Genomic DNA, 12,706 nt, shown 5'->3' on the forward strand with positions numbered 1-12,706 from the left:
ACTACCCTGAACGCCATGCGAAAGCGCACACTATTCCGGCTCACGGCGGGGACCGCCGCGGTCGGCGCGGCCACCCTGGCGTACGCGTCGCTCGTCGAGCGCAACATGTTCACCCTGCGCCGGTTCGACGTGCCGGTGCTGCCGGCCGACACCGAGCCACTGCGCGTCCTGCACCTGTCGGACCTGCACATGACGCCCGGACAGCGGCGCAAGCAGGAGTGGGTGGCGTCGCTGGCAGCGCTGGACCCGGACCTGGTGGTGGTCACCGGCGACAACATGGCCGGCCCCGGGGCGGTACCGGGCGTGCTGCGGGCCCTGCAACCGCTGCTCGACCTTCCCGGCGCGTTCGTGTTCGGCTCCAACGACTACACCGGGCCGGTGCTGAAGAACCCGTTCAGCTACTTCCTGCCGGACCGGGAGTACCGGGAGGGGGTGGAGCTGCCGTACGAGGAACTCCGGGAGGTCTTCGCGGGCTCCGGCTGGGCCGACCTCAACAACGCCCGGACGACCCTCAAGGCCGGCGGACGGCTGGTCGAGCTGGTCGGGGTCGACGACCCGCACATCGAGCGGGACGACTACCCCTCCGTCGCCGGCCCGGTCTCCGCCTCCACCGACCTGTCGATCGGGGTGGCGCACTCGCCGGAGCCGGCCGTGCTCGACCAGATGGCCGCCGACGGGTTCGCCCTGCTGCTGGCCGGCCACACCCACGGCGGCCAGGTCTGCGTGCCCGGCGTCGGGGCGCTGGTGACCAACTGCGGCCTGCCCCGGTCGATGGCCAAGGGTCTGCACCGCTGGCCGGGCTCCGACTCCTGGCTGCACGTCTCGGCCGGCCTGGGCACCCACCCGACCGCGCCGGTCCGGTTCGCCTGCCGGCCGGAGGCGAGCATTCTCACCCTGATCCCGCGCTGAGCCGCCGCCCCTCACCCCGCCCGCGCGCTCCGGCCGGGGGAGGTGTGACGTGAGCCGCCTCTGGAGTTGCCCCGGCTGCGCTACCGGCGCTCGGGGCGAGGGTCCCGCGCCGGCCCGCGCGCCTGCGCGGCCGGGCCCGGCGCGGCGGGAGGGGGTACCGAGTTTGACCCTCGGGGTCGGTGGGCTACTATTTCTCAGCACGCCTCGGGGTGTGGCGCAGTTTGGTAGCGCGCTTCGTTCGGGACGAAGAGGTCGTCGGTTCAAATCCGGCCACCCCGACCAGAGGTACGGCCAGGCCAGGGTCGGTTTCCTGAGAAGGAAACCGGCCCTGACTCGTCTGCCGGAAGTGCCCCCGGGAGACCGCTACCCCTGCCACAGCCGGGCCGTCTGGTCGTTGCCGGCGGTGGCGACGGTGCGCCCGTCCGGGCTGAACGCGACCGTCTGCACCGGGCCGGCGTGACCGGTGAGGGTGGCGGTGTGCGTCGGCCGGGCCGGATCGGCCACGTCCCACAACCGCGCCGTGTCGTTGCCGGCGGTGGCGAGGGTACGCCCGTCCGGGCTGAACGCCACCGACAACACCTTGCCGGTGTGCTCGGTCAGGGTGGCGGTGTGCGTCGGCCGGGCGGGATCGGACACATCCCACAACCGAGCCGTCTTGTCGAAGCTGGCGGTGGCGAAGGTGCGCCCGTCCGGACTGAACGCCACCGACCCCATCGGGGCGGCGTGACCGGTGAAAGTGGCGGTGAGCACCGGCCGGGCGGGATCGGACACCTCCCAGAATCGAACCACCTTGTCGAAGGCGACGGTCGCGAGGGTGCGCCCGTCCGGACTGAACGCCACCGATGCCACCCAGCCCTTGTGATCGGCGAGCGTGGCGGTGAGCACCGGCCGGGTCGGATCGGACACATCCCACAACCGCGCCGTCTTGTCGAAGCTGGCGGTGGCGAGGATGCGCCCGTCCGGGCTGAGCGCCATCCCTGCCACGCCCTTGGTGTGACCGGTGACGGTCGCGGTGAGCGCCGGCCGGGCGGCGCCGGCCACGTTCCACAACCGGGCCACCTTGTCCTGGCAGGTGACAGCGAGGGTGCGCCCGTCCGGGCCGAACACCACCGACCCCATCACGGTCAGCCAGTAGATCCCCCACGGCCTGTCGGGGCGGCCGGCGAGAGTGGCGGCGAGCGCCGGCTGGGCGGAGTCGGCCAGGTCCCACAACCGGGCGGTCCTGTCCCGGCCGGTGGTGGCCAGGGTGCGCCCGTCCGGGCTGAACGCCACCGATATCACCGTGCCGACGTGGCCGGTGAGAGTCGCGAGGGGCGTACCGGGTGTTCCTCGACGCGCCACCGGGGTCGGCGCGGGCTGAGACGCTGGCGACGCCGCGGACGCGGCCAGCCGCCGCACGTAGTCGGCGGAGGGCATCCGTCCACCGGTGACGTCCTCGTACCGCACGTCGCCGAGGCGGAGGAACGGCTCGCCCGCCAGCAGCAGCGGCAGGATCGGCCTACCCAGCTTCTCCGCCCGGTCGATCGCCCGCTCCACCCCCGGCGACGCCTCCGCTGCCGGCGTCATCACCACCACGAGCGCGGCGCAGGAGTCGACGCGTTCCTCGAAGCCGTCACCCTCCCGCTCCTCACCGACGATCCCCTGGTCGAACCGGACCGCCACGCCAGAGGCTTCCAGATGGGCAGCCAGCCGCTCCACGTACGCGCTGTCGGAGGCATGGCTGCAACTGATGAACACGTGATCGCCCACCCCGGCAATCTACCGAAGGACATCGATCTAGTGGGATCAGCCGGAAAGACCAGGAAGCCCACGGGGCCAGGAGTTCGTGGCGCTACACCGGCGCGGACGGCGTCCCGTCGAGCCGGGCCCGGACCTGCGCGGCGTCCGGGTGACCGAGCCGGTCGAGCACGTCGAGGGCGCGCCGCCAGGCGGTACGGGCGGACCGGGGCTCACCCGCGGCGTCGTGGCTGTCGCCGAGGTGCGTCAGCGTCGTGGCCTCGTAGTAGCGCTCGCCGACCTCGTGCCACAGCGCGAGCGCGTGCTCGTAGCAGTCGATGGCGTCGCGGTGCCGGCCGAGCTGGTGGTGGGCGTAGCCGAGGCTGTCCCACGCATGGGCCTCCCAGTACCGGTTCCCCGTCCGCTGCTGCTGAGCCAGGGCCCGCTCGCAGTAGTCGAGCGCGCGCCGGTGGTCGCCGAGTTGGATGTGGTACCAGCCGATGTTGTTGAGCGCGTTGGCCTGGCCCTGGGCGTGGCCGGCGGCCTCGAACAGGCGGTGGGCCCGTTGCGCGTGGTCGAGGGCCCGCCGGTGGTCGCCCCGGCGCTCGGCGAGGATGCCGAGGTTCAGCTCGGTGCGGCCGCCGCCGACCCGGTCGCCGAGTTCGGCGTACAGGCACAGGGACCGCTCGAGGTGGTCGCGGGCGTCGTCGTACGCGCCGAGGCGCAGGCAGGCGATGGCGCGGTTCCGGTGGGCGCGGGCCTGGCCGTCGCGGTCGCCCGCCCCGGTGGCGGCGCGCAGCGCCAGCTCCTGTGCCGTGGACTGGTCCTGCCAGGCACCCACCCGGTCGAGGTACGTGTTGACGCTCCACGCGAGCTGCCAGGCGTGGGTCGGCAGGCCGCTGTCGGCGGCCAGGGCGATCGCGGCGAGCAGCGCCCGGTGCTCGGCGGCGAGCCACTCCCACGCCTCGTCCCGGTCCCGCAGCGCGGGGATCGCGACCCCGGGCTGCGCCACCGGCAGGTCGATCTCGTCGCGGTGCCGGTGGAGCAGCATGTCCGCGGCGTAGGCGGTGTGCAGGTAGTGGTCGAGCAGCCGGTGCAGCGCGGCCCGGCGGCGCTCGTCGGAGTCGGTGGCCTCGGCCTGCTCGACGGCGTACGCGCGCAGCAGGTCGTGCAGGGCGTACCGGCCGGGGGTGTGCTCGGCGAGCAGGTTCGCCCGGGCCAGGTCCGCCAGCGGCCGGCGCACCTCGGCGACGGGAAGGGCCGCGAGGCTGGCGGCGGCCGGGACGGAGACGCCCGGGCCGGGGTGCGTTCCGAGCAGCCGGAACAGGTCGGCGGCCGCCGGGTCCAGGCCCCGGTACGACCAGGAGAGGACGGCGCGGACGTCGGTGGCCGCCTCTCCGCCGCTGAACCCGTCGAGGCTCCCCCACGCGCCCGCCAACTCGTCGGCGAGTCGGGCGAGACCGAAGTCCGGATACGTGGCGGCCCGCGCGGCCACGATGGCCAGCGCGAGCGGAAGCCCGGCCGCCGCGGCCACGATGCGGTCCACCGCGGCCGGCTCGGCCGCGACCCGGTCCGCGCCCAGCCGGCGGGACAGCAGCTCGCGGGCCTCCGCCGGGGACAGGAGGTCCAACAGGAGCGGGCGGGCGCCCTCGGCGGTGACCAGTCCCGGCAGCTGGTTGCGGCTGGTCACCAGGACCAGGCACCCGGGCGTGCTGGGCAGCAGCGGGCGCACCTGGTCGGCGTCCCGGGCGTTGTCCAGGACCACGAGCATCCGCCGGTCGACCAGCAGGCTCCGGTACAGCGCGGCCTGCGCGGCCAGCCCCGCGGGGATGCGCCCCGGAGGCACCGCGAGGGCCTCCAGGAAGCCGGCGACCGCCTCGGCGGGGCTCAGGGCCGGCGCTTCGGGGTCGAACCCGCGCAGGTTGACGTAGAGCTGCCCGTCCGGGAACCGGTCGGCCACCTGGTGGGCCCAGTGCACGGCGAGGGCCGTCTTGCCGACTCCGGCCGTCCCGCCGATGGTCGAGATCAGCACCGTGCCCGGGGCCCGGCCGGCTCGGCGAGCAGCGCGGTCAGGGCGGCGAGCTGCGCCGACCGCCCGGCGAAGTGTCGTACGGCCGCCGGCAGCTGGCGGGGCACGACGGGCTCGGGCCAGGCGGCCGGCCGCACGGCGGACCCCGCGGGCCTGCCGGCCCAGTTCGGCGCGGGCGGCGGCGGCGAGCCGGTCGCCGGCCCGCGCCGCGTCCGCCGCCCGCAGCATCCGCCAGTACGCCGGCTCCCACCGGGCCGGGTCCGCCAGCTCGGCGGGCAGCCGGGCACCGGACCGCCCGGCGTACGCGGCGCAGGCGGCCACGTACGCGGTGACGAAGTCCCAGTCGGGCAGCGACTTGGCGTTGAGCTTGTCGCTGAGGGTGGAGCGGGCCAACGGCTGACCCAGCCCGGCGGCGACCGCCACCAGTGCGTTCAGCGACGGCCCACCGGCCAGCTGCCGCAGCCGCCGCAGCTCGTCGACGAACCGCAGCAGCGCCTCCCGACCGGCCTCCGCCACACCACACCCTCCTTGGCATCGGGACGTGCTTCGAAGAGTCGGAGCCAGGATAGCCCGCATCGACGACGCACGATTGCTCTTGTCGGCGCGTCGCGGCGCTCGGCGGCCGGGGCAGCCCGCGCCGCCGACCCGACAGTTGCGCCGGGCCGGCGGCGCGCGGCGCTCAGAACGCGTAGGTGACCGAGATGGTGCTGTTCGGGCAGGAGTTCGCCCAACTGGTCAGGGCGTTCTTCTCGGCGGTGTCGACGGTCAGCCGCCAGCGGATCTTGATGGCCACCCACTCGTTGACGTAGCGGCAACGGGCGCCGCTGTACGAGGGCGTCCAGGTGGCCGGGGCCTGGTCGCCCTTGGCCTGGTTGACGTTGTCGGTGACGGCGACCAGCGGGCGGGAGTCGCCGAGGTCGTTCGCGTACGACTGGCGGCGGCTGGTGGACCAGTTGCGGGCGCCGGAGTCCCCTGCCGTTCCTGTTCATCTAGCTGACCGACGTACGGGGCCTCACCGACACCCGCGCCGGCCTGGTGATCGGCTGGTACGGCGCGGTCACCCTCGCGCTGTCCCCGCTGGGCGGGACGCTGATCGACCGGTTCGGCGCCCGCCGGGTGGTGCTGCCCTGTCACCATCCTCGCCTCGCTGACCGACCCGGGCGAGCGGCAGCGGGTGTACGGGCTGAACTTCGCCCTGCTCAACCTCGGCATCGGGGTGGGCGGGCTGATCTCGGGCGCGATCGTGGACATCGCCCGCCCGACGACGTTCCAGCTGATCTACGTCCTCGACGCGGTGAGCTACCTGACCCCGGCCCTGATCCTGCTGACCCTGCCCGGGTCGGTCACCGGCTCGCCGACGCCGCGGCGGGCGGGCCGGCGGCGTCGCGCGGGGGCTATCTCGCCGTGCTGCGCGACCGTCCCTTCCGCCGTCTGGTGATCTTCGGTCTCGTGCTCACCACCTGCGGGTACGCCCAGATCGAGGTGGGCTTCACGGCGTACGCGGTCCGGGTGGCCGAGGTGAGCCCGCGGGTGGTTGCCTGGGCGCTGGCCGGCAACACGGTGATGATCGTGCTGGCCCAACTGCTGGTGATCAAGCGGCTGGAGGGGCGCAGCCGCACCGGCGCGCTGGCCCTGGTCGGGGCCGTCTTCGCGGGCGCCTGGCTCACCCTCGGCGCGGCCGGCCTCGTCGGCAACGGGGACGCGCTGCTCGCCGCGCTCGGGGTGGTGGCCCGCTCGGCGATCTTCGGCTTCGGCGAGACGATGCTGTCGCCGGTGATGCCCGCGCTGACCAACGCGCTGGCCACGGACGAGCTGCGCGGCCGGTACAACGCGATGAGTTCGATGATCTCCGGGATCAGCGGCGTGATCGGCCCGGTGACCGCCGGTCCGCTGATCGGCGCGGCCGACGGGATGGTCTGGGTCGCGTTCGTGGCCGGCGGCTGCCTGGTGGCCTCGCTGCTCGCCCTCTCCCTGCGCGGCCTGCTCACCCCGGCCCAGGACGGCCGGCCGCTCGCCGCCCCGCCGGCCCCCGTCCCGGCGAACTCCTGAGCCGCGTCGGGCCCCGGAGCGTGCGCTCCGGGGCCCGACCCGCGCCGGTGACGGCCGTCAGGCGGCCGGCACCTCGGCGGTGGTGCGGATCCGGTCGAGGGCCGGGGCCGAGACCGGGGACTGCGCGGTCAGGTACGCCACGAAGGCGTCCAGGTCGATCATGCCGGTGACCTGGTTCGTGCCGCCGGTGAGGACGCTGAACCCGTCACCGCCGCCGGACAGGAAGTTGTTCACCGTGACCCGGTAGGTGGCGCTGTCGACGACGGCCGTACCGCCGAGCGTCAGGCTGCCCCGGACCACCCGGGTGCCGGCGCACGGGGTGGCCGCGGGCGCGGTGGTGCCGTTCGGGTCGACCGTGTAGCGCACGGTCGCGGACGGGTAGAGCGTGCGGTTGGTGACGAACTGCTGCTCCAGCAGGCAGTAGAGCTGCGCGCCGGTCAGGTCGAGCGTCACCAGGTTGTTGGCGAACGGCTGGACCGTGAACGCCTCCTCGTAGGTGACGACGCCGGCGTCCAGGTCGGCCCGGACCCCGCCCGGGTTCATGAACGCGGCGACCGCGCCCTGCTCGTTGTCGGTGGCGGCGAGCTGCGCGTCGGCGATCAGGTTGCCCAGCGCCGACTCGCCCATGGACGTACCGAAGAGGGTCTCCTGGGTCCGGGTGATCGCCGCGGTGGTCTGGCCCACCTCCTTGGTGGCGACCGGGCCGAGGGCGGTCTTGTACCGGCCGATCAGCGCGGTCTGCGCCGGGTCCTTGGCGACGTCCCGGGTGACCACGACGTTGTTCGCCGAGGCGGTGAGCACGTCACCCGTACGCCGGTCGATCTGGAGGTCGATGTCGGTGACCAGGCGGCCGAAGGAGCTGGCGCTGGTGACCAGCTTGGCGTTGATCTCGCAGTTGTACGCCTGGTGGGTGTGCCCGCTGACGACGACGTCGATCGACGGGTCCATCCGGTTGGCGATGTCGACGATCGGGCCGGTGAACCCGGTGCAGTCGTTGATGCCGCCGCCGGCCGCCTGCTGGCCGCCCTCGTGCAGCAGCACGACGATGGTCTCCACGCCCTGGGCGCGCAGGATGCGGGCGTACCTGTTGGCGGTGTCCGCCTCGTCGGCGAAGGTGAGGCCGGCGACGCCGTCCTGGCTGACGATCTGCGGGGTGCCCTCCAGGGTCATGCCGATGAAGCCGACCTTGACGCCCTGGACCTTCTTGATCGCGTACGGCGGCAGCAGCGGCTGGCCGGTGGCGGTCTTGAAGGCGTTCGCGGAGAGGTACTGGAAGCCGGCGCCCGCGTACGGGGTGCCGTCGGCGCAGCCGTCGACCGGGTGGCAGCCACCGTTCTGGATGCGCAGCAGCTCGTTGGCGCCCTCGTCGAACTCGTGGTTGCCGACGCTGGCGAAGTCCAGCCCGGCCATGGAGAGCGCCTCGATGGTCGGCTCGTCGTGGAACGCTGCCGACAGCAGCGGGGACGCGCCGATCAGGTCACCGGCGGCGACCGTGATGGTGTTCTCGTCCTCCCTGGCCGCCTGCCGCAGCGCGGCGAGCTGGGTGGCCAGGTACTCGACACCGCCGGCCGGCTGCCCGGCGATGGTACCGCTGGAGCCGCTCGGCGGCTCCAGGTTGCCGTGGAAGTCGTTGATGGCGAGCAGCTTGACGTCGACCGGCTTCGGACCGGCCTCCGCCTGGCTCGGGTTGACGGCGACCGTGCTCAGCGCGGCCGCGGCGAGTGCGGTCAGGCCGACGGCGGCCCGACGCATCCCGGGGACGGACATGGAACTCCTCGTGAGGTTCGGCATGGGGCGCGGCCGGGCGCGGGTCGGCCCGGCGACCCTGCTGCGTGCCGTGACAGGGGTCGATCGCTCGGAGCGCGGCGGTCGGGGGTCGCCGCTGTCCTCACGGACAGCGTCTCATCTTCCGCGGTCCAGGTCGACGGGGGGAAGCCCATCACAACCGCCGGTACGGCGGATGGCCCGGACCGGGCGGCTCGACCGCCCTCGCGTGACGGAGAGGTGAACGTGCCGGGTGATCCGGCGCGTGCCGTCCGGTGCCGCACGCCGGCCCAGGGGCGCCGGCTCCCGGTGCGAGGAGCCGACGCCGGCTCCCGGGACGGTGGGCTGCCGGTCCTGGCGGTACCGGCGCGGAGCTGGCCTGAGGCTATCGATGTCGCAGGGCGATTGTGGAGAGCGGGATCTCTGCGTCGGCAAGTACCGACCGCCTGGCCGACCGGTCGCGGCCGAACCGGCGACCGGATCGCGGCGAACAGCGCGGAACGACGTCCGTACCGCGGGACGGACACGGCCCGTCGACGGAGCACCGCAACCGAAAGCGGGTGGTGCGCGGCCTCCCGCGACGCCACCCCGGCCGGTCAGAACCCGCCGGTCAGACCGGCCGCGTGGCTGACCTGCACGGTGTGCGTGGCGCAGCCGGCCTCCGTGACGAGGTGCAGCAGGAACGCGGTCGGTTCGAGGACGTACCCCAGCCGCTCCCCGGCGTCGAGGGTCAGCGACGACTGCCGCCAGGTGCTCGGCGCGGTGGTCAGCACTGTGCCGGCGAAGTCGACCGTGACCGCCCGGTGCACGTGCCCGGCCAGCACCCGGACGACGTGCGGGTGGGCCGCGACCACCTTCGCCAGGTCGTCGCCGTCGAGCAGCCGGATGCCGTCCAGGAACGGCAGGCCCACCGGGGCGGGCGGGTGGTGCAGGCAGACCACGGCGGGTAGCCGCGGCCGGCGGGCCAGCACCTCGTCCAGCCAGGCGAGCTGCTCGGCGCCGAGCCGGCCCGCACCGTCCTCGCCGACCGTGAGGGAGTCGAGCACCACGAGGGTGGCGTCCGGCCGCTCCACCGCGTAGTGCGCGGAGTAGCCGCCGGCCAGGCACGGCGTCCCGCCGAAGGTGTCCAGCAGCGACTCCCGGTCGTCGTGGTTGCCGGCGACCAGGTGCACCGGCACCGGGAACCGGCCGATCACGTCGCGCAGCGCGACGTACTCGTCGGGGCGGCCGTGCTCGGTCAGGTCGCCGGTGATTACGACGTGGTCCGGTCGGGGGGTCAGGCCGAGCACCCGGCCCAGCGCCCGGTGCAGCCCGGCGGCCGGCTCCGCGGCGAGCGGACCGGTGGTCAGGTGGGTGTCGCTGAGCTGGGCGATGAGCATCGCGTCCTCCAGGTCGACCGGCACGTCCCAGGCTATCGCCGGGCGGGCGCGTCGGGTGATGCCCTGTGCACAGGCCACGTCCACAGCCTGTGGATAGCACATGTGTACGACCATCATGATCTTGATAAATGGGCACTGAGCTGCGGTGAGTACGCTTGATCGGACGACTCCGCCCCTCCCCTCCCCTGGAACGACGTGCGCGTGGATCACAACCGGGTCATCCGGGACGTGACGGTCCGCCTACCGATGGCGTCGACCGCCGCGGAGGCGTGCCAGTGGACCGTCACGGCGCTCGCCCGGTACGCGCCGGCCACCATCACCGTCCTGCTCCAGGTGGCCGACCGGCTCCGCTGTGTGGCCGCCACCGGCGCCTGGCAGGTCTTCTCGACCGTTCCGCCGAAGACCGGCATCGTCGGGCGGGTGTACGCCTCCGGCGCGGGCGCCACCGTTCCCGACGTCGCCGAGGACCCCGACTACCTCCCGGTACGCCCCGACGTCACCTCCGAGGTCTGCGTGCCGGTGCTCGACCCCGCCGGCCGCCCGCTCGGGGTGCTGGACCTGCAGTGGAGCGGGCCGGTCGAGCTGGGCCCGTGGCGGGAGACCGCCGAGCGGGTGGCCGCCCACCTCGGCGCCCGGATCATGGCCCTCGGCGGCCCGCCGGCCGAGAGCCGCAGCGAGAAGCTGCTGCGCCACGCCGCCGCGCTGACCGCCGCTCCCACCGCGGCGGACCTGAGTACCGCGGCGATCCGCGCCGCCCGCGAGGTCTCCACCCTCGGTGCGGCCGTACTGGTGCTGGCGGACGGGTCGGGTCCCCGGCTGAGCGAGCCGGCGGACTCGCCGGGCGAGCTGGAGTCGCGCATCCGGGCCGCGCTGACCGAGGCGGGCGGGCCGGCCCTCGGCCTGATGATCAGCCGGGCGCACCGACACGGCGCGGGGTACACGCTCGGAGAGGCGGGACACCCGCCGACGGAGGAGTACCGGCCCCTCGCCGACGCGGGGGGGCGGACCCTGGTGGCGGTGCCGGTGGGTCCGCCGGAGGGCGGCGGCGTGCTGCTGGTCGCCGACGAGCGCCTGCTGCGGCCCGACCCGACCACGGTCAACCTCATGGAGCTGCTCGCCGGGCAGGCGTGGACCTGCCTGGACCGGCTGAGTACCCTGGCGCGGCTGCGCGAGCAGGCCAGCTCCGACCCGTTGACCGGGCTGCGGCACACGGGCGCGTTCGAGCAGCGGATCGCCCGCGCCACGCCGGGGCGTACGGCGCTGCTCGCGATCGACGTGGACGGCTTCAAGACCGTCAACGACACGTACGGCCACCAGGCCGGCGACCGGCTGCTGGTCGGCCTGGCCCGGGCACTGGAGGCGGCGCTGCGCCAGGGCGACGAGCTGTACCGGACCGGCGGGGACGAGTTCGTCGCGGTGATCGAGGTGAACCGCCCCGAGGAGGCGGTCCGGATCGCCGAGCGGCTGACCGAGGCGGCCCGGCGCACCGGCCGCACGATCAGCGTCGGCATCGCCCTGCCCCGGTCGGGCGAGCTACCGAAGCAGACGCTCCAGCGCGCCGACCAGGCCCTCTACGCGGCCAAACGCCAGGGCCGAGACGCCGTCCGCCTGTCCGCCGCCTGACGCGCCCCCGACTCTCCCCGCGATCTTGCATTTCCTGCCCCGACATATGGCCCCATAAGGGGCATAACAGGGGCCGAAAGTGCAAGATCGCCGCGGGCGGGGGGTGGGGCGGGGGCCGGGTGGGGGGTGGGGGGTGGGGGGGTGGGGGGTGGGGGGTGGGGTGGGGCGGGTGGGCTAGGGCGGGGGAGGTCTCTGGCTAGGAGTTCGGCGATCTGGGCCGTGTTCAGGGCGGCGCCCTTGCGGAGGTTGTCGCCCGTGACGAAGAGGTCCAGGGCGCGCGGGTCGTCGACGGCGCGGCGGAGGCGGCCGACCCACGACGGGTCGGTGCCGACGGCGTCGATCGGCATCGGGAACTCCCCGGCGGCCGGATCGTCGACCAGGATCACGCCCGGGGCGTTGCGCAGCACCTCGCGGGCGCCCTCGGCGTCCACCTCGGTGGCGAAGACCGCGTGCACGGCCACCGAGTGCCCGGTCACCACCGGCACCCGGACGCACGTCGCGGAGACCTTCAGATCGGGCAGACCGAGAATCTTGCGCGACTCGTTGCGCAGCTTCAGCTCCTCGGACGACCAGCCGCCGTCGCCGAGCGAGCCGGCCCAGGGCACCACGTTGAGCGCCAGCGGGGCCGGGAACGGGCCCAGCTCGTCGCCGACCGCCTGCCGTACGTCGCCCGGACGGGAGCCGAGCACCCGGTCCCCGGCGATCTTGCCGAGCTGGGAGTGCAGGGCGTCCACCCCGGCCTGCCCCGCGCCGGAGGCCGCCTGGTAAGAGGCGAGCACCAGCTCACGGAGGCCGTACTCGCGGTGCAGCGGGGCGACGGCCACGATCATCGCGAGGGTGGTGCAGTTGGCGTTGGCGATGATCCCCTTCGGCCGGTTGCGCACCTGCTCCGGGTTGATCTCGGGGACGACCAGCGGGACGTCCCGGTCCATCCGGAAGGCCCCGGAGTTGTCCACCGCGACCGCGCCCCGGCCGACCGCGATCGGCGCCCACTCGGCGGAGACCTCGTCGGGCACGTCGAACATCGCGACGTCGACGCCGTCGAACGCCTCCGGGGTGAGCGCGCCCACGGTCAGCTCCTCGCCCCGGCAGCGCACCCGCCGCCCCACCGACCGCTCGGACGCGAGCAGCCGGATCTCGCCCCAGACGTTGGCCCGGGACGAGAGCAGCTCGCACATCACGGTGCCGACGGCACCGGTCGCCCCGACCACGGCGAGGGTGGGCAGCGACGACACCG

8 protein-coding genes, 1 tRNA gene and 2 pseudogenes are annotated in these 12,706 nt (G+C 74.3%); 5 read left to right on the top strand and 6 right to left on the bottom strand.

The annotated features are described in order from the left end of the window. The first annotated feature begins 15 nt into the window (after nt 1-15). The gene (locus tag JD77_RS09795) at nt 16-909 is read left to right on the top strand and encodes a metallophosphoesterase (RefSeq protein ID WP_145773994.1); all 894 of its coding nucleotides are present in this window, start codon (nt 16-18) and stop codon (nt 907-909) included. Nucleotides 910-1,114: 205 nt separating this feature from the next. Then, nucleotides 1,115-1,191: transfer RNA gene (locus JD77_RS09800), tRNA-Pro, on the top strand. 81 nt (nt 1,192-1,272) lie between these two features. On the opposite strand, the gene JD77_RS09805 is transcribed toward JD77_RS09800, so the two are convergent. From JD77_RS09805 to JD77_RS35110, 3 genes and pseudogenes are all read right to left on the bottom strand, one after another. Then, entirely contained in the window at nt 1,273-2,658 is a 1,386-nt protein-coding gene (locus JD77_RS09805; RefSeq protein ID WP_170286401.1) for a toll/interleukin-1 receptor domain-containing protein, read from the bottom strand. Nucleotides 2,659-2,740: 82 nt separating this feature from the next. After that, nucleotides 2,741-5,170 (bottom strand): ATP-binding protein, encoded by a 2,430-nt coding sequence (locus JD77_RS09810; RefSeq protein ID WP_246140589.1) that lies wholly within the window; start codon nt 5,168-5,170, stop codon nt 2,741-2,743. Nucleotides 5,171-5,333: 163 nt separating this feature from the next. Continuing rightward, nucleotides 5,334-5,564, bottom strand: a pseudogene (locus JD77_RS35110) (HNH endonuclease); the annotation flags it as partial. A 264-nt stretch (nt 5,565-5,828) separates the two neighbouring features. On the opposite strand from JD77_RS35110, the gene JD77_RS33485 reads away from it, so the two are divergent. Together JD77_RS33485 and JD77_RS33490 are read left to right on the top strand one after the other, a co-directional pair. Continuing rightward, nucleotides 5,829-6,092 (top strand): hypothetical protein, encoded by a 264-nt coding sequence (locus tag JD77_RS33485; protein ID WP_246140590.1) that lies wholly within the window; start codon nt 5,829-5,831, stop codon nt 6,090-6,092. Further along, the gene (locus tag JD77_RS33490) at nt 6,089-6,703 is read left to right on the top strand and encodes an MFS transporter (RefSeq protein ID WP_246140591.1); all 615 of its coding nucleotides are present in this window, start codon (nt 6,089-6,091) and stop codon (nt 6,701-6,703) included. Before JD77_RS33485 ends, JD77_RS33490 begins: the two co-directional genes overlap by 4 nt. A gap of 57 nt (nt 6,704-6,760) precedes the next feature. Here the strand turns inward: JD77_RS33490 and JD77_RS09825 are convergent, their stop codons facing one another. Continuing rightward, nucleotides 6,761-8,470 (bottom strand): bifunctional metallophosphatase/5'-nucleotidase, encoded by a 1,710-nt coding sequence (locus tag JD77_RS09825; protein ID WP_145773995.1) that lies wholly within the window; start codon nt 8,468-8,470, stop codon nt 6,761-6,763. Nucleotides 8,471-9,063: 593 nt separating this feature from the next. Then, on the bottom strand, nt 9,064-9,924 hold the full coding sequence (locus tag JD77_RS09830; RefSeq protein WP_246140592.1) for a phosphodiesterase: 861 nt from the start codon (nt 9,922-9,924) through the stop codon (nt 9,064-9,066). 123 nt (nt 9,925-10,047) lie between these two features. Here JD77_RS09830 and JD77_RS09835 point away from each other — a divergent pair, with 123 nt between their 5' ends. Further along, complete coding sequence (locus tag JD77_RS09835) at nt 10,048-11,469, top strand: GGDEF domain-containing protein (protein ID WP_145777505.1); 1,422 nt, start codon at nt 10,048-10,050, stop codon at nt 11,467-11,469. Between the two features lie 176 nt (nt 11,470-11,645). On the opposite strand, the pseudogene JD77_RS09840 reads toward JD77_RS09835, so the two are convergent. Next, nucleotides 11,646-12,704: pseudogene (locus tag JD77_RS09840) on the bottom strand (aspartate-semialdehyde dehydrogenase); the annotation flags it as partial. Between the last annotated feature and the right edge of the window lie 2 nt (nt 12,705-12,706).

This window comes from Micromonospora olivasterospora (assembly GCF_007830265.1).
GTDB lineage: Bacteria > Actinomycetota > Actinomycetes > Mycobacteriales > Micromonosporaceae > Micromonospora > Micromonospora olivasterospora.

Coding starts and splice junctions, on each gene's coding strand:
- JD77_RS09795 (WP_145773994.1), top strand. CDS start 16: ATGCGAAAGCGCACACTATTCCGGCTCACGGCGGGGACCGCCGCGGTC.
- JD77_RS09825 (WP_145773995.1), bottom strand. CDS start 8,470: ATGTCCGTCCCCGGGATGCGTCGGGCCGCCGTCGGCCTGACCGCACTC.